The organism is Reyranella humidisoli (assembly GCF_019039055.1).
Taxonomy (GTDB): Bacteria; Pseudomonadota; Alphaproteobacteria; order Reyranellales; family Reyranellaceae; genus Reyranella; species Reyranella humidisoli.
This window is the reverse complement of sequence record NZ_JAHOPB010000002.1, coordinates 862,793-884,619: the sequence shown is the minus strand read 5'-3', so window position 1 is coordinate 884,619 and position 21,827 is coordinate 862,793. Positions and strand designations below refer to the sequence as shown.

The window sequence follows — 21,827 nt, the reverse complement described above, 5'->3', positions numbered from 1 at the left end:
GAACCCCTGCCTCACCCTGAGGAGGCCGCGCAGCGGCCGTCTCGAAGGGTGGGCAATGGGTCGAGGTTTATCAGACGCGCTCGATGATGGTGGCGGTGCCCATGCCGCCGCCGACGCAAAGCGTGGCGAGGCCGGTCGAGAGGTTGCGGCGCTCGAGCTCGTCTAGCAGCGTGCCGAGGATCATCGCGCCGGTGGCGCCCAGCGGATGGCCCATGGCGATCGCGCCGCCGTTCACGTTGATCTTGTCGTGCGGCATCTTGAGGATCTGCATGTAGCGCAGCACGACGGCGGCGAAGGCCTCGTTCAGCTCGAACAGGTCGATGTCGCTCACCGACATGCCAGCGCGCTTCAGCGCCTTCTCCGAGGCCGGTGCCGGGCCGGTCAGCATGATGGCCGGCTCCGAACCGATCGAGGCGAAGGAGCGGATGCGCGCGCGCGGCTTGAGGCCGGCCTTCTCGCCGAACTCCTTGGACCCCACCAGGATCGCGGCGGCGCCGTCGACGATGCCCGACGAGTTGCCGGCATGGTGGACGTGATGGATCTTCTCGACCTCGGGATAGCGCTGCTGCGCCACCGCGTTGAAGCCGGGCATCATCTCGCCCTGCATCTTGAAGCTGGGTTCCAGCGCGGCCAGCGTCTGCATGGTCGTGGTCGGGCGCAGAAACTCGTCGTGCGCCAGCAGCTCGACGCCGTTCTGGTCACGTACGGGGACGATCGACTTCTTGAAGTAGCCGGCGTCCCACGCGGCCTTGGCACGCCGCTGCGATTCGACGGCGTAGCTGTCGACGTCGTCGCGGCTCATGCCGTACTTGGTGGCGATCAGGTCGGCCGAAACGCCCTGCGGCACGAAATACATCGGGATCGCCACGGCCGGATCGACCGCCCAGGCGCCGCCGTCGGAGCCCATCGGCACGCGGCTCATGCTCTCGACGCCGCCGCCGATCGCGGCCTGGCTCTGGCCAGACATGACCTGCGCCGCCGCCATGTTGGTGGCTTCGAGGCCCGAGGCGCAGAAGCGGTTGATCTGCACGCCCGAGACAGTCTCGGCGTAACCCGCCATCACCGACGCGGTGCGCGCGATGTCGGCGCCCTGCTCGCCGATCGGCATGACGCAGCCCAGCACGATGTCGTCGACCAGGTGCGTGTCGAGGTTGTTGCGGTCGCGCACGGCCTGCAGCGCCGTGACGGCCAGGCGGACGGGAGTCACTTCATGCAGCGAGCCGTCCTTGCGGCCCTTGCCGCGCGGGGTGCGGACGGCGTCGTAGATGTATGCGTCGGTCATGGTCTTCTCCTCTTTCTTCACGTCCCTCCCCATTCAAATGGGGAGGTGCCCCGGAGGGGCGGAGGGGTCATGACCCCTCCGTCGTCGTAAGACGACGACACCTCCCCCGATGACGGGGGAGGCAAATTACAAAGTGCGTCCAATGAGTTCCTTCATGATCTCGTTGGTGCCGCCGTAGATCTTCTGCACGCGGGCGTCGGCGTAGAGGCGCGCGATCGGGAATTCCCACATGTAGCCGTAGCCGCCGTGGAACTGCAGGCACTCGTCAATCAACTCGCATTGCAGCTCGCTCGTCCAGTACTTGGCCATCGCCGCGGTCGCGACGTCGAGTTCGCCCTTGAGGTGCCTGGCCACGCAGTCGTCGACGAAGACGCGGGCGATATGGGCCTTGGTCTTGAGTTCGGCCAGCTTGAAGCGCGTGTTCTGGAAATCGATGATCTGCTTCCCGAACGCCTTGCGCTCCTTCACGTAGGCGAGCGTATGTTCCAGCGCCGCCTCGATCGCCGCCACCGCCTGGATGGCGATCACCAGGCGTTCCTGTGGGAGCTGCTGCATCAGCTGCACGAAGCCCATGCCCGGCCCGCCCAGCAGATGATCCGCCGGCACGCGCACGTCCTGGAAGAACAGCTCCGACGTGTCCTGCGCCTTCATCCCGATCTTCTCGAGATTGCGGCCGCGCTTGAAACCCTCGGTCTTCGTCTCGACGGCGATCAGCGACGTGCCTTTGGCGCCGAGCTTGGGATCGGTCTTGGCGACCACGATCACCAGGTCGGCGAGCTGGCCGTTGGAGATGAAGGTCTTGGAGCCGTTGATGACCCACTCGTTGCCGTCCATGACGGCCGTCGTCTTGATCGCCTGCAGGTCGGAGCCCGTCCCCGGCTCGGTCATGGCGATGGCCGTGACCAGTTCGCCGGAGCAGGCCTTCGGGATCCACTTCTTCTTCTGCTCCTCGGTGCCGTAGTGGAGCAGGTAGGGAACCACGATGTCGTTGTGCAGCGAGAAGGCCGGACCCGACGCCAGCGCGCGGCCCTGCTCCTCGATCATGATGGCGCTGTAGAGGAAATCGGCGCCGGCGCCGCCATAGGCCTCGGGCATGGTCATGCCTAAAAGCCCCTGCTCGCCGGCCTTGCGCCACAGGTCGCGCGGCACGATCCCCTGCTTCTCCCATTCCATGTGGAAAGGAGTCACTTCCTTCTCGAAAAAGCGCCGGCAGGTGTCGCGGAACATCTGGTGTTCGGGCGTGTAGTGCGCGGCCAAAGCAGTCACGAGCGTCGTCCTCCAACGAACAGAATGGTCAGTCTTCTTGAAGGGACTGTGGGCCGGCTGTGGTTCGTCCGCCAGCACAGCGTAGGTAGTTTACCTTTACGTAAACGTCAACGCCGGCTACGAAGGGAAGGTCATGACCATCGACAATGAAGACCAGCTCGAGAAACTGCGTGCCGTCGGCAAGCTGGTGGCCCGTACCCTCGCCGCCATGGGCGAGGCGCTGGAACCCGGCATGACCACCAGGGAACTCGACGACCTTGGCCGTGCCCTCCTCGAAAAGGCAGGCGCGCGGTCGGCTCCGGAGGTCACCTACGATTTCCCGGGCGCGACCTGCATCTCGGTCGGCCCCGACTGCGCCCACGGCATTCCGGACGACACCGTGATCAAGGCCGGCGACCTGATCAACATCGACGTCTCCGCCGAACTCGAAGGCTTTTTCGGCGACACCGGCGCGAGCTTCGCCGTGCCGCCGACCAGCGCGCGTATCCAGCGCCTCTGCGAAGATGGCCGCCGGGCCATGTGGGCCGGCATCCGCGCCGTGAAGCCCGGCGCCCGCCTGAACGAGATCGGCCGATCGATCGAAACCTTCGCCCAGAAGAACGGCTACAGCCTGATCCGCAATCTTGCGAGCCATGGCGTCGGTCGTTCCCTGCACGACGAACCGTCGGAAATCCCGACCTGGTACGAGCCGCGCGACCGCCGCAAGATCACCGATGGCCTGGTCTTCACGATCGAGCCGTTCCTGTCTCTGGGCGCGGACTCGGTCGAAGAGATGGACGACGGCTGGACGCTCCGTCCCCCGCTCCGAGAGGCCACCGTGCAGTACGAGCACACGTTGGTCGCGACCCGGCGCGGTCCGCTGATCCTGACGCTGGCCTGAGCGCTATCTGACCGTCGGACAGGGCGCGGTGGCCAGCCGTGAATCGCAGACGCTGACGCTCTCGATGTATTTCTTCATCGTCTCCAGGCGTTCCGGCGTCGGGACCGACCGAACCGCGCGCTGTACGACGTAGAAACTGTCGTTGCTCTTGATCGCCTTGATCATCGTCGTCTCGGGCTTGCCCGTCGAGGCGAGCAACGGGCAGCGCAGCAGGACCGCGGCGGCGGCGTAGCCGTTCACCTTGCCGGTCGAAACCGCGGTAGAGGTGCTGCCTTTACAGCCATCCGACCACTGCTTCTGCATGGCGGCGAGGAACGGCGTCGGCTGGAGATCCTTGCGACTCAGGAACACTTGGACAGTGACCATCTCGGTCCAGTTCTGCACCGTTTCGCCGGTCGGGATGAACTCCTGCATGTTCATCCCGTTCTTCGAGTCCTTGAAACCGAGCTTGAAGCCCTGTGGCATGCCCACGAGCAGGTTCTCGTTTTTGAGCGGCTGGGCCTGCGCGGCCCCGGCGGTCGCGCAAACCACCAGCGCGAGGCCGACCGCCGTCCATGTACGTCGCTTCATCGGGTTCCCCTGCAAAGACTGCAGGGGATTGAACGATGATGCAGGAGCACTGTTCCCAACCGATCGCTATTCGACCGCCCTACTCGACAGTCGTCGCGCTCAATCCCAGCATCGCGCGGCGGCGCAGCCACTGGCTGGGGCGGTAACGGTCGTCGCCGGTGATCGCCTGGATCTGCACCAGGATCTCATGGCACTCCTTGACGCCCAGCCAGTCGGCCAGCGCCAGCGGGCCGCGCGGATAGTTGAGGCCGAGGGTCATTGCCGTGTCGACGTCGGCGGCCGAGGCGATACCGATCATTGCCATCTCGCAGCCGAGGTTTGCGATCATCGAGACCATGCGCTGGGCAATGAAGCCCGGCGAGTCCTTGATCACCGTCACCTTGGTGCCGGACTTGGCGAGCAGCGCCACGGTGGCGTCGCGGATGGCCGGATCGAAGCCCGGCGCCATCATGATCGTGATGCGCTTGGATATGTCGCCCGTCAGGTCGACCGCGACGGTGCGCTTCGGGTCGAGACCGAGCTCGACCGCCGTCGTGGTGCAGTCCTTGCCGATCGGCGCCACGAGGATCGGGCTCTTGCCGTCGTCGGCCGCCAGCATCTTCGCACCGTCGCTGCTCAGCAGGCTCATCAGCTTGGTGTTGTGCGTGTCCATGATGACAACGCTCGAGGCCGGCACGTGCGAGGTCGGGTGATCGGCGCCCGCGTCGATCTTCGCGCCTTTCTCGTCGTAGCCGTACCAGCCGCCGCCGGTCTTGCGGCCGAGCTTGCCGGCCGCATAGAGGCTCTCGTGATAGGGGCTCGGCGTCATGCGCCGGTCGTGGAAGAAGCCCTCGTAGATGATCTTGCGCGCCGGGAAGTTCACGTCGATGCCGGTGAGGTCCATCAGCTCGAACGGGCCCATGCGAAAGCCGCAGGTGTCGCGCATCACGGCGTCGACCTGCGAGGGCGTCGCGCGGCCTTCCTGCATGATACGCAGGCCTTCGGTGCCGATGGCCGTACCGCCGAGATTGACCAGGAAGCCCGGCGTGTCGCCCACGACGACCGGCACGCGCGTCTGGCGCTTGCCCAGCGCCACCATGGCGTCGACCACCCACTGCGCGGTGTCGGCCGCGCGGATGACCTCGACCAGCTTCATCAGCGGTACGGGATTGAAATAGTGCATGCCGCAGACGCGCTCGCGATGCTTCAAGGAGCGCGCGATCGAGGCGATGCGGATCGACGAGGTGTTCGACGCCAGAATGGCGTCGGGCGCGATCACCGCCTCGAGTTCGCCGAACAGCTTCTGCTTCACTTCGAGATTCTCGAAAACCGCCTCGACGACGACGTGGCAGCCCTTCAGGTCCTCGACCTTGTCGGCGACGCCGAGGTTGGAATCGGCCTTGGCGAGATCGGCATCGGTCAGACGGCCCTTGGCGACCAATCCCTTCAGCGTGTCGAGGATCGCAGCCTTCGCCTTCGCAGCACCACCGGGCGCGGCGTCGTACATGATGGCCTTGATGCCGCCCTGCGCCGTCACCTGCGCGATGCCGCGGCCCATGGCGCCGGTTCCTACGACACCGACGGTGAGATCGGCGCGGTTGATATCGAGACTCATACTTCCTCCAAACAATCGACTGTCGTCATCAAAGATGATGGTGTCATTCCGAGCGTAACGAAGGATCCTTCAAAGCTGCGAGAAGGATCCCTCGCTACGCTCGCGATGACAGTTATTTCGTAAACCCCGCGCCCTTCAGGCCGTCCTTGATCTCGTCGAGCACGACCGGATCCTCGATCGTGGCCGGCAAGGTCCACGGCTGGCTGTCGGCCATCTTCTGCATCGTGCCGCGCAGGATCTTGCCCGAGCGCGTCTTGGGCAGCCGCTGCACGACCAGCGCGCTCTTGAAGAAGGCGACGGGACCGATGCGATCACGCACCATCTGCACGACCTCGTTGGTGATCTCCTGCGGCGGCCGGTTGACGCCGGCCTTCAGCACCAGGAAGCCCAGCGGCACCTGGCCCTTCAATTCGTCGGCAATGCCGATCACCGCACATTCGGCGACGTCGTTGTGGGCGCCCAGCACTTCCTCGATCTGTCCCGTCGAGAGGCGATGGCCGGCGACGTTGATCACGTCGTCCACGCGCGTCATCACCGAGACGTATCCATCCTGATCGATGAAGCCCGCATCGCCGGTCTTATAGTAACCGGGGAACTCGGTCATGTAGCTCTGCTTGTAGCGCTCGTCGGCGTTCCACAAGGTCGGGAAGGTTCCCGGCGGCAGCGGCAGTTTGCCTGCCAGCGCGCCGACCTCGCCCGGCTTCATCGGATGGCCGTTCTCGTCGAGCACATCGAGATGCCAGCCCGGCGACGGCACCGAGGTCGAGCCGAGTTTTACCGGCATCGGGTCGAGGCCTTGGAAGTTGCCGCAGATCGCCCAGCCGGTTTCGGTCTGCCACCAGTGATCGACCACCGGCACGCCCAGCAGCTTCTGCGCCCATTCGACCGTCGGCGGATCGCCACGTTCGCCGGCGAGGAACAGCGTGCGGAACTTCGACAGGTCGTAGTTCTTCAGCAGCTTACCCTCGGGGTCCTCGCGCTTGATCGCGCGGAAGGCGGTCGGCGCGGTGAACAGCGCCATCGCCTTGTGCTCGGAGATCACGCGCCAGAAGGCGCCGGCATCGGGCGTGCCGACCGGCTTGCCTTCGTAGAGGATCGTGGTCGCACCGTGGATCAGCGGCCCATAGACGATGTAGCTGTGGCCCACGACCCAGCCCACGTCCGAGGCGCACCAGTACACTTCACCCGGCTCGACGCCGTAGAGGTTCTTCATCGACCAGGCGAGCGCCACGCAGTAGCCGCCGGTGTCGCGCACGACACCCTTGGGCTGCCCGGTCGTGCCCGACGTGTAGAGGATGTAGAGCGGATCGGTGGCCTTCACCGGCACGCACGCCGCCGGCTGTGCCGTGGCGAGCGCCTGGTCCCAGTCGAGGTCGCGACCGGCCACCATCGTCGCGGCATACTGCGGCCGCTGCAGCAGGATAACCTTCGGCACCTTGTGAGCCGCCTGCTCGATCGCCTGATCGACCAGCGGCTTGTACTGCACGATGCGCGTCGGCTCGATGCCGCACGAGGCGGTCAGGATCAGCTTGGGCGCGCAATCGTCGATGCGGCTCGACAGCTCCTTGGCCGCGAAGCCGCCGAACACCACGGAATGGATGGCACCGATCCGAGCGCAGGCGAGCATCGCCATAACGGCTTCGGGGATCATCGGCATGTAGAGGATGACACGGTCGCCCTTGCCCACGCCCTGGGCCGCGATCATGCCGGCGATGAGCGCGACCTGATCGCGCAGTTCGCGGTAGGTGAAGGTCTTCTTGGTGTTGGTGAGCGGCGAGTCGTAGATCAGCGCCGCCTGCTCGGCGCGGCCACCGTCGACATGCCGGTCGAGCGCATTGTGGCAGGCATTGAGTTCGCCACCCTGGAACCAGCGATAGAAGGGCGGATTGGCGCCGTCGAGCACCTTGTCCCAGTGCCTCGTCCAGTCGATCGCGGCGGCCTGCTCGGCCCAGAAACCTTCCGGGTCGCTCAGCGAGCGCGCGTGCATGGCGCGATATCTGTTCCCGACGGTCATGAGGTTTCTTCTCCCTTTTGACAGTCAGGATTAACGCCCGGCATGGTCGGCGGCAATCCGGATGTGGGAGCATCTTGTCTCACGGAGTGTTTCGATGCGCAGACGTTTTTTCGCGGCTCTGTTGGCCGCGTGTGGCACGGCTGCCTTTCTGCCGGCCGGGGGCCAGGCTCAGGGCTGGTTTGAATACAAGCCAGAGGGCGGCCGCTTCCGTGTCGACCTCCCCGCCCTGCCGAGGATCGCCATCGTCCAGGTGCCGATCGGCAACAACAACACCGTGCCGATGACCGAGGCGACCTCGGTGGTCTCGCAGGTTGCGTACATCGCATCCTATGTCGACTACCCCAACACGGTGACCAGAGGCGCGGCCGCAGACGTCATCCTCACACAGGTTCGCAACGGTGCGGCGTCGGGGGGCACCTACCGGGACGAGAAGAAGCTTCAGATCGGCCGAGTCGAGGGTCGCGAGTTCACGATCGTCCAACCCAACGGCAATGTGGCCGTCACCCGGGCCTACTGGTCGCGCGGCCGCCTGTTCCAACTCGTGGTCGACGGCAAACCCGGCATCGAGACCCAGCCGGCGGCGCGCCAGTTCCTCGACTCCTTCGTCCTCGTCTAGGAACGGCTGTCGCCGCCCCCCGCCTACCGCTATTCTCCCGGCAACGAGAATGTTCCTGGGAGGGAACCGATGGTCGGTCGCCGTGAGGTGACGCTGGGCGGGCTTGCCGCGCTGGCGTCGACGCGTGTGCAGGCTCAAACCACGAATTGGCCCGCCAAGCCGATCCGCCTGATCGTGCCCTATGGGCCCGGCGGTTCGGCCGACCAGGTCGCCCGGCTCTATGCCGAGAAGATGAGCGCTTCACTCGGCCAGCAGATCATCGTCGAGGACAAGCCCGGCGCGTCCGGCGGTGTCGGCGCCCAGATGGTCGCGACGGCGCCGGCCGACGGCTATACGCTCCTGCTCTCGCCGACCGCGATCATGGCCATCACGCCGGCCGCCCGGAAGGTGCCGTACAATCCCGAGGACCTCGTTGCCGTCGCGCGCCTGTCGACGCCTATCCTCGTCGTCACGATCACGAACGCGCTGGGCGCCAGGAGCTGGGCGGAATTCGTGGCGCTCGCGAAAGCAAATCCCGGCAAATACTGGTTCGGCTCGTCGGGTCTCGGCACCATCACGCATCTCACCGGCGAGGTGCTGACACGCGCGGCCGGAATCCAGATGCAGCATTCGCCCTACAAGACGATCGTCGATGCCACGGGCGACGTCTTCGACGGTCGCATCCAGATGGTCTTCGATCCGTCGTTCGTGCCCTATGCCAAGGCCGGCAAGGTGCGCGCCGCCTTCGTCGACCAGCCGACGCGCATGGCGGACCTGCCGGACACCCCGACGGCGATCGAAGTCGGTGTCGATCTCAAGGGCTTTCGTGCAAGGAGCTGGTTTGGCCTCTTTGCGCCCAAGGGAACGCCGGAATCCGTGCTCAAGCGCATATCCGATGCAGCAGCGCAGGCCGCCGCCCTGCCCGTCATGAAGGAAAAACTGCTGCTCGTGGCTCAGAACGTGGAATATCAATCCTACACCGACTTCGCGCGGCAGGTGCGCGAGGACCAGGTCTACTTCGCCAGGCTGCTGAAGGACCTGGATATCAAGCTGGAGTAATCGCCGCGCCCTGTGAGAGAGTGCCGCCACCCAAGGAGACAGACGGAAGATCATGGCCAAGCGCAAGTCGGGAAGAGGCAGCAGCACGTCGAAACGTCCGGTCAAGCGTAAGGCCGCCGCCAAGACGAAAAAGCCGGCCGGGCGCGCCGCGAAGAAGGCCGCTCCGAAGAAGGCCGCTCCGAAGAAGGCTGCTTCGCCTAAGAAAGTCGCCGCGCCCCGCAAGGTCCCCGCGTCCAAGCCGCTCGCCCGCCCGGGCCAGCGCCGGCCGGTCAAGAGCCGGACCTCCGTCACGCGCCTCGCGCCGCCCCGCCCGGTTTCTCATAAGACCGCCCTCGCCGCGCACAACATCTACGAACGCGACCTCGACAAGACGCCCGCCAACCATGCCGCTCTCACGCCGCTGCAGTTCATCGAGCGCACCGCCAGCGTCTATCCCGACCATGTCGCCCTGATCCACGGCGAGCGTCGGCAGACATGGGCGGAAACCTATGCACGCTGCCGGCGCCTTGCCTCGGCCCTCGCCAGGGTCGGCATCGGCGTGGGCGACACGGTGGCCATCATGGCGCCCAACATTCCCGAGATGTACGAGGCGCATTTCGGCGTCCCCATGACAGGCGGCGTGCTGAACTCGCTGAACACCCGCCTCGATGCGGCGATGGTCGCCTTCATCCTCGACCATAGCGAGACCAAGGTTCTGCTGGTCGATCGCGAATACCATCGCGTCGTGACCGAGGCGCTGGCGATCGCCAAGGTGCAGCCGCTGGTCGTCGACATCGACGATCCCGAGTGCGACGACCGCGCCCAGATCGGCGACACGACCTGGGAGGAATTCATCGCCGACGGCGATCCCGATTTCGCGTGGGCCTATCCGTCGGATGAGTGGAACGCGATCACGCTTAACTACACGTCGGGCACCACCGGCAACCCCAAGGGCGTGGTCTACAGCCATCGCGGCGCGACGCTCTCCTCCTACGGCAACGCCACGCAATGGCCGATCGGCCTGCACCCCGTCTATCTCTGGACGCTGCCGATGTTCCACTGCAACGGCTGGTGCTTCCCCTGGACGCTGGCGCTGGTCGCCGGCACTTCGGTCTGCCTGCGCCGCCCCGCCGCCAAGCCGATCTTCGATGCGCTGGCCGACCACGACGTCAGCCATATGTGCGGCGCGCCGATCATCATGCAGCTGATCATCGGTGCGACGCCGGCCGAACGTCGGCCGCTCAAGCGCAAGGTCGAGTTCATGACCGCCGCCTCGCCGCCGCCCGCCGCCGTGCTGGAGGCGCTGGAGAAGCAGAATTTCCGCGTGACGCACGTCTATGGCCTCACGGAAGTCTACGGCCCCGCCACCATCTGCTCCTGGCACGAAAACTGGGACGAACTGCCGGCCCACGACCGCGCGCGGCTGAAGGCGCGCCAGGGTGTGCGTTACGCCGCCGAGGACGGCGTCACGGTGATGGATCCCAGGACCATGAAGGAAGTGCCGCGCGACGGCGCGACGATGGGCGAGGTGATGTTCCGCGGCAACCTCACCATGAAGGGCTATCTCAAGAACCCGGCCGCGACACGCGATGCCTTCGCCGGTGGCTGGTTCCACTCCGGCGATCTCGGCGTGATGCACGAGGACGGCTACATCGAACTGCGCGACCGTTCGAAGGACATCATCATCTCGGGCGGCGAGAACATCTCGACCATCGAGGTCGAGGGCGTGATCATCGCCCATCCCGCCGTCGCCAATGCCGCCGTGGTGGCCAAGCCCGACGAGAAATGGGGCGAGACGCCCTGCGCCTTCGTGATGCTGAAGCCCGGCGCGACCGCCACCGCCCAGGACATCATCGCCCACTGCCGCGCCAACCTCGCGGGCTACAAGTGCCCGCGACATGTCGTGTTCCGCGACTTGCCAATGACCTCGACAGGCAAGGTGCAGAAATTCGTCCTGCGCGAATGGGCAAAGGCGGCCTGAAGCCGCCTTCGCGCCGACTGGCGCAAACCATCGCGCCGCCATAATCGCCGGGCTAATTTCAGTCTCCCATGGCCGGTGAAACAACGCTCATCGTGACGACCCGCAGCGGCGTGCGCCCGCTGGGCGTGCGCGGCGAGCCCTTGCACAATGCCGCGCCGCAATTGCGCCGCGTGGTGCGCCGCCGCCTCGGCGATGCCGCCGCCGACCTGCTGGCCGATCCGCAGCTCCACGAGAACGACCAGGGCATCGACTGGTATGCCGGCTGGTCCGGTCCCGTTCGTCCCGTCACCGAACTGGCCCCGGCCGAGCGCGACGCGGTGCTGGCGAAGGTCGAGGCCACGCTCGCCGAAATCCGCCGGCTGGGCGACATGCTGGCAGGCCACGGGCCGAAGGAAGAAACCGGCACCGTCGGCCTGTCGCTGAAGCTCGCCGCACGGGCGCCCTCGCCTGCGTTCGTCTTCCTGGTCGGAGATAGACCCGTCATCGTCGCCTGGGGCTACGAAAAGGAAGCCGCCAGCGCTTTACTGCCGCTCGCGCTGGCGCGCGTTCCCGACGCGCCCGTGCCCGGATTGGGCGCCCCCGAGCGCCGTCCGGTGCTGGAAGCGGCGCAAGTGGCACGGCCCGGCTTGCCCGCTGTCATTCCTGCCGCCGGTGTGCCGTGGTGGCGCACGCTCGCCCTCGCGCTGCCGCTCCTGCTTCTTCTGTTGGGCGGCGCATGGTTGCTGCGCGGCCTGCTGCCGGTGGATCCCGACGTCGCCATCGCCACGCGCGAGGGACCGCCGGCTCCCCCGCCACCGGAAGCCCTGCCGGATCCCGTGCCCGCGTTGAAGGCGGCCTACTCGACCGAGCAATCGCGCGAGCGCGTCCTGAAGGTCGAACTGGCCCTGGCCGAGGCCGAGTTGAAGAAGCGCATCGCCGACTGCAAGCCCCCGGAACCGCCCAAGCCGCCGCAAGTCGCCGCCGCGCCCCCGCCGCCGATGATCCCGCCGGCCCCCAAGCCCGCACCGCCCAAGGCCACGCCACCACAGGCCGCTCCCCAACCGCGCAATCCCGGCGACAATCGTCTGCGCCTGCCGAACGCTCCCACCAACGACTACTCGTTCATGCAGGGCTGCTGGCGCACCGATCCGTTCCGCCACGAGACGCTGCAGATGCAGCCGGGAGTCTCGTCCTATTGCTTCGATGCGAGCGGCGCGGGCCAGCTTGAATGGCGGCGGGGCCGGACGGCGTGCCGGACGCGCGCCCAGGCCCGCTTCGAGGGCGCTGTGCTGCGGCTGCGCGACGCCGATTCGACCTGCAACGACGGCTCGAGGTGGTTTTCGGACCAGCTCGTCTGCCATCGCGGCTCCGACAATGTCGCGGTGTGCAGCGGCCAGTCGCGCAACGCCTACGGCGCGCCGGTCACCTGGTCGGTCAACCTGCACAAGCTGAACTGACCCAACTCATGGGCGGCTGAGGTAAACTCGGTTCCTGCAGCGCCACGCCTGCCCTAGATTGCGCGCCGTTTCCTCTTCACCGGTAGCAGCTCAGTGTCCCCTTCCGCGCGCGTGACGTGGCGCAGTTTCCAGGCCGGCGCCCTGCGCATGATCCTGCCGGGCCTCGCCTCCCTGCCATTCGGAATAGGCTTCGGCGTCGCTGCCGCGCAGAAGGGCCTGAGCGCTTTCGAGACCACGTTGATGAGCTTCACCGTCATGGCCGGTACCAGCCAGATGGTGGCGCTCGACATCTGGGCGCAGCCGCTGCCGTTGATGGCGCTCGCCGTCTCGGTGTTCGTGGCCAACCTGCGCTACTTCGTGATGGGCGCGGCGCTGCAGCCTCATCTCCCGCACCTGCCGTGGTGGCTTCAGCCGCCGGTCTGGTACGTGACGGTCGACCAGAACTGGGCCGTCAACATCGCCGAATATCGTCGCGGCCATGGCGACCTCGGCAAGTTCCTGGGGGGCGGCTTCGTGATGGCCTGCATCTGGTCGGGCTCGACCCTGGCCGGCCATCTGGCGGCGGGCGGCATCCTTTCCGATCCCACGATGGCCAAGCGGCTGGGCCTCGACTTCGTGGGGGTGGCGGTCTTCGTCGTGGTGGCGACCATCCTGTTCCGCGGCAAGCGCGACATCGCGCCATGGATGGTGGCGATCGCCGCAGCCTTCGCGGCCAAGTGGCTGATGGGCGGCAACTGGTACATCGTCATCGGCGGCCTGGCCGGCGGACTCTTCGGCGCGCTGCGAGATTTCAGGAGAGACGATGTCCGCCAGTCCTGAGAATCTCGTCGCTATCCTGGTGATGGCGCTCGCGGCGATGGCCGCGAAGGGTGGCGGCTTCATTGCCATGCGATGGCTCGGCCGCCATCGCTTCGTGACGGCCCTTCTCGATCACGCCCCCGGCGCCGTGCTCGTCTCCGCCGCGATCGTGCCGCTCGCGCAAACCGGCGGCGCGTTCATCGTGGGCGCGGTGGTCGCGGCCGTGATGACCCGCAAGGTCGGAGGCTTCACCCCCGGCCTTTTCGGTGGCGTCGGCGCCGTGGCGCTGGCCCGCTGGGCGGGCCTCGCCTGAACTTCGGATGACGATGGACGTCAGTGCGACGTGTCGGGCTCGCTGAGACGGACGATCTCGTCCTTGATCATGAGCTTCCGCTTCTTGAGGCTGCAGATCGCATCATCGTCGGGATGCGGCCTCGTCGTCTCCTGATGGATCGCCTGCTCGAGAACAGAGTGCTTGTTCTTCAGTGCTTCGATGTGGTCCACGGTGCTCATAGTCGGATACCTCCGAGTTTGTTTGCGGGGACAGCAGAAGTCTGACTCTGACATTGGGCGGAGTCACGTCGAATCAACCCGCGAAACGATCGGCCGGCAAAGATTGTGAATAACCGCCATGTTTGGCCGCCCGCCGGGCAACCATTTTCGCTCAGGCCGCGAGCCCCACGGCCTCCGCGACCTCGGGCGGGGCCAGCGCGGGAAACGTTGCGCGCATCAGCGCGGCGACCGCTTTGCGATCCTTGTCGTCCGGCACGACGCCCAGGCAGACGGCATAGACACCCAGGTTGCCGACCGCGGCGCGCAGGCGCTTCTCCGGCGGACGCTCGCGATCAGGCGACGGAGAATGCAGACTCGCCAGTTTGAGCTGCTCGGCATGTTCGGCCGCCAGTTCCGCGTCGGCGACGCGCCGGCGCACGGCATCGACCGTTTCGGGCAGCGCGCCCGGCCAGACATTGTCCTTGAGCCGCCGCCGCATCTCGCGCAACGGCTTCACGACCTCGGACTGCCAGGCATCGCTGGCGGCCAGGATCGAGCGCAGCCGGTCGGCCGTCAGGGTGGGACGCCCCGAAGCGCCCAGCCAGCAGCAGAACAGCAGGATGTTCACGTCGCAGCCGCGGCGCTCCTGCAGGTCGAGGCAAGCCTCGGCCACGCCCTCACCGGCATAGAGTTCGAGCGAGAAGTTCCAGAACGGATGGGGGAGAAAGTCCGACACGATTGCTTGGCCTTTGGGTGCTTCCCTTTGGGCGGGCTACGGGGTACACGGCCGGGAGCGACGTGGCTAGCCTGTCTGGACGAGTGCGCCCCGCATGAATGACCTGACGTCGTCGGATCCGCCGGACGCAGAGACCATCAAGGCCAAACTTGAGGCCCTGAAAAGCGAGCATCGCGACCTCGACGAGGTGGTCGATCGCCTGCTCGAAAAGCCGCCTTTCGACCAGCTCCAGCTCCAGCGCCTCAAGAAGCGCAAGCTCGGCCTGAAGGACCAGATCCTGCGTCTGGAAAGTCGGCTCATTCCCGATATCATCGCCTGAGAAGTCCATGGCCCGGAAAACCATCAAACGTCGCCGGACGACCAAGCCCCTGGTCGGCCTCATCATGGGCAGCCAGTCCGACTGGTCGACCATGCGTCACGCCGCCGAGACACTGGAGGCGCTGGGCGTCCCGTTCGAGGCGCGCATCATTTCCGCACACCGGACGCCGAAGCGCATGATGGACTATGCCTCCGGCGCCAAGGGCCGTGGCCTGAAGGTGATAATCGCCGGCGCGGGCGGCGCCGCCCACCTTCCGGGCATGACCGCCGCCATGACGCCGCTTCCCGTCCTGGGCGTGCCGGTGGAAAGCGCCGCACTCAAGGGTCAGGACAGTCTTCTTTCCATAGTCCAGATGCCGGCAGGCATCCCGGTCGGGACACTCGCGATCGGCCGCGCCGGATCGATCAATTCCGCGCTTCTGGCGGCTTCGATCGTCGGTCTTGGCGACGCCAAGATCATGGCCGCCGTCGAGGCGTGGCGCACGCGTCAGACGCAGGCCGTTGCCAAGATCCCATCCGACGACGCCCCGCCCCACCGCTGATGCCGGCCGAGCTTCCTCTACCGCCGGGATCGACCATCGGTATCCTGGGCGGCGGCCAGTTGGGCCGCATGACGGCGCTTGCCGCGGCCCGATTGGGCTATCGCTGCATCGTCTATGCCCCGGAGGACGATCCGATCGCCGCGCAGGTCTGCGCCGGTCATGTCCAGGGGGCCTACGACGATGTCAGCACCCTCGCCCGGTTCGTGGCCCAGGTGGACGTCGTCACCTATGAGTTCGAGAACGTCCCCGAAGGCGCCGTGCTGGAATGCGAGAAGCTGAAGCCGGTCCGGCCGGGCGTGAAGCCCATCCACTTCGCCCAGCATCGGCTCCGCGAAAAGGACTTCCTGCGCAAGCTTGGGATCGGCACAGCCGACTACCAGCCCATCCGCTCCGAAGCCGACATCGCCGCCGCCACCGCCCTGCCCGGTATCCTGAAGACCTGCACCGAAGGTTATGACGGCAAGGGCCAGGCGCGCGTGACGGACAAGGCGGGACTGTCCGCCGCCTGGGAGAAGCTCGGCCGGCGGGAGTGCATCCTGGAGGCGATGGTCGATTTCGAGTGCGAGGTCTCCGCCATCGTCGCCCGGGGGCTCGACGGCGCCACGCGCTGCTTCCCGATCGGCATCAACGGCCATCGCGACGGCATCCTGAGGACCACGACCGTGCCATCCGGGCTGCCGGCGACCACGCTGGCCACCGTCGAGCGCTTCGGCATCGAACTGGCGCAGGGCCTCGATCTCGTCGGTCTCGTGGCGCTGGAAATGTTCGTGACGAAGGATGGGAGCGTGCTGGCCAACGAGATGGCGCCGCGCCCGCACAATTCCGGCCACTGGACGATGGACGCCTGCGCCACCAGCCAGTTCGAGCAGCTGGTGCGGGCCATCTGCGGCCTGCCGCTCGGGCCGGTCGACGTGCTGGCGCCATCACGGATGGAGAACCTGATCGGCGACGAGGCCAACGACTGGCCCCGCTACCTCGCCGAACCGACGGCCCGGCTGCACCTCTACGGCAAGGCGGAAGCCCGCCCCGGCCGCAAGATGGGGCACGTCACCTACGTGCTGCCGGGCCTGCTGCCGCCTGCTTCGGGTTCGTCCACGACCTGACCTGCCCCTTCAGCTTCTCGATCCGCATCACGTCGTCGATTCGGCGGTCGAGGAAGGCCCAGGTGGCCTCAGCGCCCGGCGAGCGATCGTTCAGCCAGTAGAGCAGGGTCGAGGAATAGACACCCGCCAGGGTCGCCCGCTTGGTGTAGAAATTGAAGTCGGTGCTGGTGTCGCCGGCGGCGTACCACATGGCATCCACGGTCCCGTAGAGCAGCTTCAGCGCCAGCGGGGCATTGAACGGCAGCGACAACAGGGAAAGCGCCCGCCGGGCCGATTCGCGCTGGCCGGAATGACGCTCCAGCCGGATACGGACGGCGCCCTTGATGCGATCGCGGATCTTCAGGGCAACGACGCCCTCCTTCTCCATGTCCTCGACCATGCGCAGGTCGGACCGCCTGCTGAGAAAGGTCAGGACATCGAGGGGACCGCCGGGAAAGAGCCGCTCACCCTCGCCAGCGGGCAGATCGAGGCCCCGGGCAGCGCTGGCCAGAGCCGCCCGCGTCCAGCCTTCGAAGCTCGCCTCCGAGGCGACGGCGTCGGCCAGCCGGTCCCTCAGGGTGGAATCCGGATCATTTTCCGCGAAATCGGGGGTTTTCTGCTCGTCCATGCCGTGGAATATAGGCCCCAATCGGGGGGTTCCCAAGGGTATCGCCCTGTGATACCTACGCCGCCTCTGGAATTCCGGGCCCGAACATTCGTGGGCCAAGCCGCATTGGAAGGAAGCGATCGAAGTGCAGGTTCTCGTTCGTGAAAACAACGTCGATCAGGCGCTGCGCGTCCTGAAGAAGAAGATGCAGCGCGAGGGCATCTTCCGCGAGATGAAGCTTCGCCGCAATTACGAGAAGCCCTCCGAGCGCCGCGCCCGTGAGCGCGCCGAGGCCATCCGCCGCACCCGCAAGCTGATGCGCAAGCGCATGGAGCGCGAGGGCTACTAGTCCTCCCTTCTCCGCGCGAGACGACAACCCCCGGCATCCCCGGGGGTTTTTGTTTGGCTGGCAACGGAAGAACCAATGGAGCGTGCAAATCCAGTTGCGCTCATGCCGTGGCTACTCACGAGCTTGAGCGCCACAGGAGTGGCGCGCTCCTATGAGCGGCCCTATCGCGAGATCATTCCGGTTTCGATGCACCAGCAGCGAATGCCGCCGCATGACGATCACGTAGTCGGCGAAAGACTTCTCGGGGCGGAACGCTTGGCGTCGGATCCACAAGCGCCTCCCCCCACCGCTTGTCGCAACTCAGCCACCGAAGTGCACGTGCGAGGCTTCCCGCAGTTTGGCTGGCTTTTAGAAGACATGTCATTCCTCCGTAGTCGACTGCGGCGACTTAAGGACGCGCTGGCGCTTAACTCAAGTCACGAGCGCGGCGATTGCTGCCTCCAGCTCCGCCACGTCCGTCACGACGGCATCCGGCGTCTCGGCCTCCGATCGCGGGCGCTGTCGGCGCCAGCGGCCGGAGCGGAACTGGATAGTGGCCATACCGGCGGCCTTGGCCGGTGCGATGTCTGCGTCGATCCGGTCGCCGACCAGGATGCACTCGGCCGGCGGCACGACGTGATCGCGCGTGAACAGAAGGGCGATCCCTGCCCGTTCGAGCCGCTCCCAGCGTGGTTCGACCGCGCCGAGCACCAGACCGCGCGCCTTGAGGCGCTTCAGCAGGTCCTCGATCTCGGGCCGGATCTGAAAGGCATCGAGTTGGCCGGTCATCGCCTCGACGCGCCGCACCACGCGCACCACCGTGGTGGGCTCTCCGCCGCACAATGTCTCGATCATGTGGCGCGCCACGTCTGGCGCAAAAGCAGCGACCGCTTGCTCCGAGGCTTCCTCGACCATCGCGGGATCGACCCGGATGCCTTCCAGCCCGCAGGCCGCTGCGATGGCGCCGTCGAGCGCCATCTCCCACGCGAATTCGAGATCGACCGCGCCTCCGATGTCGAAGATGACAGCGCGATAGGTTGGGCCTGTGAGCATCACTGGTTTCGGCATTGAAGCCGCCCGACATCGAATCGTCTTGAGATGATATCCCACAAGCAATCCCATCTCTCCTGATCCTGGAGACGAGCCACTTCCAGATCGACGGGCTTACCTTTGCGCCACTTCCCCTCGAAGCGCCGACCATCACTGGTCACGAAAACGCCCGCGCCTTCAGGAACACCGTCGGTCCAGTTGCCTTCGTACTGTCCCTGCGGTCCCCGGGCGATGTTCTTGCCCGTGAGCTGCTTTCGATACCAGCGCTCTTCGAAGCGATAGCCACCTGGGACCGTCAGCACGCCTCTTGTCCAATCTCCCCTGTCCCATTTGCCGCTGTATCGGTGACCGCCAGGATACGTCCCCACTCCCTCGCGCAGTTCGCCGTCCTTCCACGTGCCCTCATACCGGATTCCGTATTCGGTCAATTCCCCGCGCCCCGTGATCCGGCCTCCTTCCATTTGCCCCGAATACCGTATCGTCAGCCTGCCGTCGCGAAACCATTCGAGGATGCCTTGGCCCTGTGCGCGCCCCTCGACACACGGTCCACTCCAGGTGGCGCTCGTCGTTTTCGCGCGCCTCCATTGCTTGCCACCGTACCGATTGCGCACTTCGCAATTCTCCGCCGCTGCCATCCAACTCGGCGGACTTAGGAGAGCGAAAGGTGCCGTAAAGAGAGTAACGAGCAAAACCAAGCCTATCGCGAACGGTGCCCGCCCCGGCAAAAGAGTGAACATGGGAATGTAGTTCGTTTCGGGCGATGGATCGGGATTGGCGGTCCCCCACCGGCGGATCGAATCGTTGACAGCCCGCAGCAACTGCTCCGGCTCCATGTCGAGGCCGGTGGACGCCAGCGGATAGTATTTGGGACGCAGTCCGGTATCCGGCCCCAGCCATGCCGGTTTGCCGTCATTCAGCCGTGCGTAAAAGGATCGAGGATCGACCAGTTCCAGGGCAATTATCGGCACGCTTACCCGTTGACCGCCCTCGAGCGCGGCATGAGCCCCTTTGATATCGGACCACAGGATGAGATCGGGACAGCGGCCCCGGTAGGCCGTGATCCCCTTGTCGGATATCCGGATCGCGAAAGGCACCGGCCGGATCAGGTTCCTGACGGCGAGATAAAGACCCGACGTGCCAATCGCGACGACAATGATGCCGTATACATAGGCCGCCACCGGGTGCGTCGGGACGAACGAACGCCACAGCCACCAGCCGATTCCCGAGAACCCGGTAGCCAATGCGATGGCGATCGCTCCACCCACCAAGCGCGAGCCGAGCGGCATCCTCTGACGGATGGTGATTGTCTCAGACGGGGAAGACCTGGCCTCTTCCCCCTGCGGTGCCTCGGCTTGCGCCGGTTCGTTAATGCGAGGAACCCTCAAGCGACTTTACAATGTTCTCGCACATCACCTTGGCGTCGGCGAAGAGCATCATCGTGTTGTCCCGGAAGAACAGTTCGTTGTCGACGCCGGCATAACCCGAGGCCATGCCGCGCTTCACGAACAGCACGGTCTGCGCCTTCTCGACGTCGAGGATCGGCATGCCGTAGATCGCGCTCTTCGGATCGGTCTTGGCGGCCGGGTTGGTGACGTCGTTGGCGCCGATCACGAAGGCGACGTCGGTCGAGGCGAAGTCGCGGTTGATGTCGTCGAGTTCGAAGACCTCGTCGTAGGGCACGTTGGCCTCGGCCAGCAGCACGTTCATGTGGCCGGGCATGCGGCCGGCCACCGGATGGATGGCGTAGCGGACCTGCACGCCCTCCTTCTTCAGGAGGTCGGACATCTCGCGCAGCGCATGCTGGGCTTGGGCGACGGCCATGCCGTAGCCCGGCACGATGATGACGGACTGCGCGTTCTTCATCAGGAAGGCCGCATCCTCGGCCGAGCCGGCCTTGACCGGCTTGTCGTTCTTGACGGCCGGGCCGCCGGCCGCCGCGCTGTCGGTACCGAAACCGCCCAGGATCACGTTGAAGATCGAGCGGTTCATGCCCTTGCACATGATGTAGCTCAGGATCGCGCCCGAGGAGCCCACCAGCGCGCCGGTCACGATCAGCGCGGTGTTCCCCAGGGTGAAGCCGATGCCGGCCGCCGCCCATCCCGAATAGGAATTGAGCATCGACACGACGACGGGCATGTCGGCGCCGCCGATCGGCAGGATCAGCAGGAAGCCAAGCGCCAGCGACAGCACGACCAGCAGGACGAAGGTCGACGTATGGCCGCGCATCGCGAACCAGACCAGCAGGACGACCAGTGCGATGCCGAGCAGCGCGTTCAGCGGATGCTGGCCCTTGAAGACCAGCGGCGAGCCCGTCACAAGGCCCTGCAGCTTGGCGAAGGCCACGACCGAGCCAGTGAAGGTGATGGCGCCGATCACCGTGCCCAGGCCCATTTCGATCAGGCTCTGCACCTTGATCTTGCCGGGGACGCCGAGCCCGAAGGCTTCCGGTGAAATGAAGGCCGCCGCAGCCACAAATACCGCGGCAAGGCCGACCAGCGAATGGAAGGCCGCCACGAGCTGCGGCAGCGCGGTCATCTGGATACGCAGCGCCACGAAGGTGCCGATCGCACCGCCAATCACCAGGCCCGCGAGGATCAGCCAGGGCGAGACGACGCCGGGCGAGAGGACGGTGACGCCGATGGCGATCACCATGCCGACGATGCCGTAGAGGTTGCCGCCGCGCGAGGTCGTCGGCGAAGACAGTCCGCGCAGTGCCATGATGAAGCAGATGGCGGCGATCAGATAGCCGTAGGCGGCCAGTTCCTGGGTGAACATCCCTGCTGCTCCCGCCTACTTCTTGACCGGCTTTTTCTTGAACATCGACAGCATCCGGTGCGTGACGATGAACCCGCCGAAGATGTTCACGGCGGCCAGCGCCACCGCGATGAAGCCGAACAGCTGTGCAGCGCCCAGGCCCTTGAGGCCCGCCGCGAGCAGCGCGCCGACGATGATCACGGAGGAGACGGCGTTGGTGACCGCCATCAGCGGCGAATGAAGGGCCGGCGTCACCCGCCAGACCACGTAGTAGCCCACGAAGCAGGACAGGGCGAAGATGGTGAGCAGCGCCACGAATGGCATATGCCCGTCGGGCACGGCGACCGGGCTCGCGGCGGCCGCATCGGTGATCTGCTGCGCCAGGAGCTTGAGCTGGGCGGCGACGTCCTGCGCGTGGGTTGCGAGCCGGGAGGCCTCGCCTGCGATCTTGTCGTCCATGGGGC

General features: G+C 66.1%; 23 protein-coding genes. 11 read left to right on the top strand and 12 right to left on the bottom strand.

The features are described 5' to 3' along the window. Positions 1 to 70: 70 nt before the first annotated feature. The gene (locus tag KQ910_RS22665; RefSeq protein ID WP_216965502.1) at positions 71 to 1,282 is read right to left on the bottom strand and encodes an acetyl-CoA C-acetyltransferase; all 1,212 of its coding nucleotides are present in this window, start codon (positions 1,280 to 1,282) and stop codon (positions 71 to 73) included. 126 nt (positions 1,283 to 1,408) lie between these two features. After that, positions 1,409 to 2,548: an acyl-CoA dehydrogenase family protein gene (locus KQ910_RS22660; RefSeq protein WP_369408425.1), complete on the bottom strand. Its 1,140-nt coding sequence runs from the start codon at positions 2,546 to 2,548 to the stop codon at positions 1,409 to 1,411. A gap of 133 nt (positions 2,549 to 2,681) precedes the next feature. Between KQ910_RS22660 and map the strand changes: the two genes are divergently transcribed. Then, on the top strand, positions 2,682 to 3,428 hold the full coding sequence (gene map / locus KQ910_RS22655; RefSeq protein WP_216965501.1) for a type I methionyl aminopeptidase: 747 nt from the start codon (positions 2,682 to 2,684) through the stop codon (positions 3,426 to 3,428). Between the two features lie 3 nt (positions 3,429 to 3,431). Here map and KQ910_RS22650 read toward each other — a convergent pair whose 3' ends face one another. From KQ910_RS22650 to KQ910_RS22640, 3 genes are all read right to left on the bottom strand, one after another. Continuing rightward, positions 3,432 to 3,998, bottom strand: coding sequence for a hypothetical protein (locus KQ910_RS22650; RefSeq protein ID WP_216965500.1), 567 nt, complete (start codon positions 3,996 to 3,998; stop codon positions 3,432 to 3,434). Between the two features lie 79 nt (positions 3,999 to 4,077). After that, a complete protein-coding gene (locus KQ910_RS22645) occupies positions 4,078 to 5,592 on the bottom strand; it encodes a 3-hydroxyacyl-CoA dehydrogenase (RefSeq protein ID WP_216965499.1) in 1,515 nt (504 codons plus the stop codon). A gap of 112 nt (positions 5,593 to 5,704) precedes the next feature. Beyond that, the gene (locus KQ910_RS22640; RefSeq protein ID WP_216965498.1) at positions 5,705 to 7,606 is read right to left on the bottom strand and encodes a propionyl-CoA synthetase; all 1,902 of its coding nucleotides are present in this window, start codon (positions 7,604 to 7,606) and stop codon (positions 5,705 to 5,707) included. A 94-nt stretch (positions 7,607 to 7,700) separates the two neighbouring features. On the opposite strand from KQ910_RS22640, the gene KQ910_RS22635 reads away from it, so the two are divergent. From KQ910_RS22635 to KQ910_RS22610, 6 genes are all read left to right on the top strand, one after another. Further along, positions 7,701 to 8,222, top strand: a complete 522-nt coding sequence (locus KQ910_RS22635) for a hypothetical protein (RefSeq protein WP_216965495.1) — start codon at positions 7,701 to 7,703, stop codon at positions 8,220 to 8,222. Positions 8,223 to 8,291: 69 nt separating this feature from the next. Continuing rightward, complete coding sequence (locus KQ910_RS22630) at positions 8,292 to 9,260, top strand: Bug family tripartite tricarboxylate transporter substrate binding protein (RefSeq protein ID WP_216965493.1); 969 nt, start codon at positions 8,292 to 8,294, stop codon at positions 9,258 to 9,260. A gap of 52 nt (positions 9,261 to 9,312) precedes the next feature. Further along, entirely contained in the window at positions 9,313 to 11,220 is a 1,908-nt protein-coding gene (locus KQ910_RS22625) for an acyl-CoA synthetase (RefSeq protein WP_216965491.1), read from the top strand. 68 nt (positions 11,221 to 11,288) lie between these two features. Further along, positions 11,289 to 12,656 carry an SrfA family protein gene (locus tag KQ910_RS22620; protein WP_216965489.1) on the top strand — a complete coding sequence of 456 codons (1,368 nt, stop codon included), beginning with the start codon at positions 11,289 to 11,291 and terminating at the stop codon, positions 12,654 to 12,656. 93 nt (positions 12,657 to 12,749) lie between these two features. Then, the gene (locus KQ910_RS22615; RefSeq protein ID WP_216965487.1) at positions 12,750 to 13,475 is read left to right on the top strand and encodes an AzlC family ABC transporter permease; all 726 of its coding nucleotides are present in this window, start codon (positions 12,750 to 12,752) and stop codon (positions 13,473 to 13,475) included. Next, a complete protein-coding gene (locus KQ910_RS22610; protein WP_068191735.1) occupies positions 13,459 to 13,767 on the top strand; it encodes a hypothetical protein in 309 nt (102 codons plus the stop codon). Before KQ910_RS22615 ends, KQ910_RS22610 begins: the two co-directional genes overlap by 17 nt. A 20-nt stretch (positions 13,768 to 13,787) precedes the next feature. Here the strand turns inward: KQ910_RS22610 and KQ910_RS22605 are convergent, their stop codons facing one another. Further along, positions 13,788 to 13,967: a YdcH family protein gene (locus KQ910_RS22605; RefSeq protein ID WP_216965485.1), complete on the bottom strand. Its 180-nt coding sequence runs from the start codon at positions 13,965 to 13,967 to the stop codon at positions 13,788 to 13,790. Between the two features lie 151 nt (positions 13,968 to 14,118). Further along, positions 14,119 to 14,682: a TIGR02444 family protein gene (locus tag KQ910_RS22600; protein WP_216965483.1), complete on the bottom strand. Its 564-nt coding sequence runs from the start codon at positions 14,680 to 14,682 to the stop codon at positions 14,119 to 14,121. Positions 14,683 to 14,776: 94 nt separating this feature from the next. On the opposite strand from KQ910_RS22600, the gene KQ910_RS22595 reads away from it, so the two are divergent. Genes KQ910_RS22595 through KQ910_RS22585 form a run of 3 tightly spaced genes read left to right on the top strand, consistent with a single transcriptional unit; the run spans position 14,777 to position 16,645 of the window. Continuing rightward, complete coding sequence (locus tag KQ910_RS22595; RefSeq protein ID WP_216965481.1) at positions 14,777 to 15,001, top strand: YdcH family protein; 225 nt, start codon at positions 14,777 to 14,779, stop codon at positions 14,999 to 15,001. Between the two features lie 7 nt (positions 15,002 to 15,008). Then, the gene (gene purE / locus KQ910_RS22590; RefSeq protein WP_216965478.1) at positions 15,009 to 15,542 is read left to right on the top strand and encodes a 5-(carboxyamino)imidazole ribonucleotide mutase; all 534 of its coding nucleotides are present in this window, start codon (positions 15,009 to 15,011) and stop codon (positions 15,540 to 15,542) included. Then, on the top strand, positions 15,542 to 16,645 hold the full coding sequence (locus KQ910_RS22585) for a 5-(carboxyamino)imidazole ribonucleotide synthase (protein ID WP_216965476.1): 1,104 nt from the start codon (positions 15,542 to 15,544) through the stop codon (positions 16,643 to 16,645). The genes purE and KQ910_RS22585 overlap by 1 nt, the downstream gene beginning before the upstream one ends. Here KQ910_RS22585 and KQ910_RS22580 read toward each other — a convergent pair. After that, a complete protein-coding gene (locus KQ910_RS22580) occupies positions 16,590 to 17,252 on the bottom strand; it encodes a COQ9 family protein (protein ID WP_216965473.1) in 663 nt (220 codons plus the stop codon). The genes KQ910_RS22585 and KQ910_RS22580 overlap by 56 nt on opposite strands. 124 nt (positions 17,253 to 17,376) lie before the next feature. Between KQ910_RS22580 and rpsU the strand changes: the two genes are divergently transcribed. Next, complete coding sequence (gene rpsU / locus KQ910_RS22575) at positions 17,377 to 17,580, top strand: 30S ribosomal protein S21 (RefSeq protein WP_020696578.1); 204 nt, start codon at positions 17,377 to 17,379, stop codon at positions 17,578 to 17,580. 411 nt (positions 17,581 to 17,991) lie between these two features. Here the strand turns inward: rpsU and KQ910_RS22570 are convergent, their stop codons facing one another. The 4 genes from KQ910_RS22570 to KQ910_RS22555 all read right to left on the bottom strand — a co-directional run bounded on the left by KQ910_RS22570 (position 17,992) and on the right by KQ910_RS22555 (position 21,822). Further along, positions 17,992 to 18,612 (bottom strand): HAD family hydrolase, encoded by a 621-nt coding sequence (locus tag KQ910_RS22570; RefSeq protein WP_216965472.1) that lies wholly within the window; start codon positions 18,610 to 18,612, stop codon positions 17,992 to 17,994. Further along, positions 18,612 to 19,895, bottom strand: coding sequence for an MORN repeat-containing protein (locus KQ910_RS22565; RefSeq protein WP_216965470.1), 1,284 nt, complete (start codon positions 19,893 to 19,895; stop codon positions 18,612 to 18,614). Before KQ910_RS22565 ends, KQ910_RS22570 begins: the two co-directional genes overlap by 1 nt. A 79-nt stretch (positions 19,896 to 19,974) precedes the next feature. Then, on the bottom strand, positions 19,975 to 21,384 hold the full coding sequence (locus KQ910_RS22560) for an NAD(P)(+) transhydrogenase (Re/Si-specific) subunit beta (RefSeq protein WP_216965468.1): 1,410 nt from the start codon (positions 21,382 to 21,384) through the stop codon (positions 19,975 to 19,977). A 15-nt stretch (positions 21,385 to 21,399) separates the two neighbouring features. After that, entirely contained in the window at positions 21,400 to 21,822 is a 423-nt protein-coding gene (locus tag KQ910_RS22555; protein WP_216965466.1) for an NAD(P) transhydrogenase subunit alpha part 2, read from the bottom strand. Positions 21,823 to 21,827 lie beyond the last annotated feature (5 nt).

Coding starts and splice junctions, on each gene's coding strand:
- KQ910_RS22665 (WP_216965502.1), bottom strand. CDS start 1,282: ATGACCGACGCATACATCTACGACGCCGTCCGCACCCCGCGCGGCAAG.
- map (WP_216965501.1), top strand. CDS start 2,682: ATGACCATCGACAATGAAGACCAGCTCGAGAAACTGCGTGCCGTCGGC.
- KQ910_RS22650 (WP_216965500.1), bottom strand. CDS start 3,998: ATGAAGCGACGTACATGGACGGCGGTCGGCCTCGCGCTGGTGGTTTGC.
- KQ910_RS22645 (WP_216965499.1), bottom strand. CDS start 5,592: ATGAGTCTCGATATCAACCGCGCCGATCTCACCGTCGGTGTCGTAGGA.
- KQ910_RS22640 (WP_216965498.1), bottom strand. CDS start 7,606: ATGACCGTCGGGAACAGATATCGCGCCATGCACGCGCGCTCGCTGAGC.
- KQ910_RS22635 (WP_216965495.1), top strand. CDS start 7,701: ATGCGCAGACGTTTTTTCGCGGCTCTGTTGGCCGCGTGTGGCACGGCT.
- KQ910_RS22630 (WP_216965493.1), top strand. CDS start 8,292: ATGGTCGGTCGCCGTGAGGTGACGCTGGGCGGGCTTGCCGCGCTGGCG.
- KQ910_RS22625 (WP_216965491.1), top strand. CDS start 9,313: ATGGCCAAGCGCAAGTCGGGAAGAGGCAGCAGCACGTCGAAACGTCCG.
- KQ910_RS22620 (WP_216965489.1), top strand. CDS start 11,289: ATGGCCGGTGAAACAACGCTCATCGTGACGACCCGCAGCGGCGTGCGC.
- KQ910_RS22610 (WP_068191735.1), top strand. CDS start 13,459: ATGTCCGCCAGTCCTGAGAATCTCGTCGCTATCCTGGTGATGGCGCTC.
- KQ910_RS22605 (WP_216965485.1), bottom strand. CDS start 13,967: ATGAGCACCGTGGACCACATCGAAGCACTGAAGAACAAGCACTCTGTT.
- KQ910_RS22595 (WP_216965481.1), top strand. CDS start 14,777: ATGAATGACCTGACGTCGTCGGATCCGCCGGACGCAGAGACCATCAAG.
- purE (WP_216965478.1), top strand. CDS start 15,009: ATGGCCCGGAAAACCATCAAACGTCGCCGGACGACCAAGCCCCTGGTC.
- KQ910_RS22585 (WP_216965476.1), top strand. CDS start 15,542: ATGCCGGCCGAGCTTCCTCTACCGCCGGGATCGACCATCGGTATCCTG.
- KQ910_RS22580 (WP_216965473.1), bottom strand. CDS start 17,252: ATGGACGAGCAGAAAACCCCCGATTTCGCGGAAAATGATCCGGATTCC.
- KQ910_RS22570 (WP_216965472.1), bottom strand. CDS start 18,612: ATGCTCACAGGCCCAACCTATCGCGCTGTCATCTTCGACATCGGAGGC.
- KQ910_RS22565 (WP_216965470.1), bottom strand. CDS start 19,895: ATGCCGCTCGGCTCGCGCTTGGTGGGTGGAGCGATCGCCATCGCATTG.
- KQ910_RS22560 (WP_216965468.1), bottom strand. CDS start 21,384: ATGTTCACCCAGGAACTGGCCGCCTACGGCTATCTGATCGCCGCCATC.
- KQ910_RS22555 (WP_216965466.1), bottom strand. CDS start 21,822: ATGGACGACAAGATCGCAGGCGAGGCCTCCCGGCTCGCAACCCACGCG.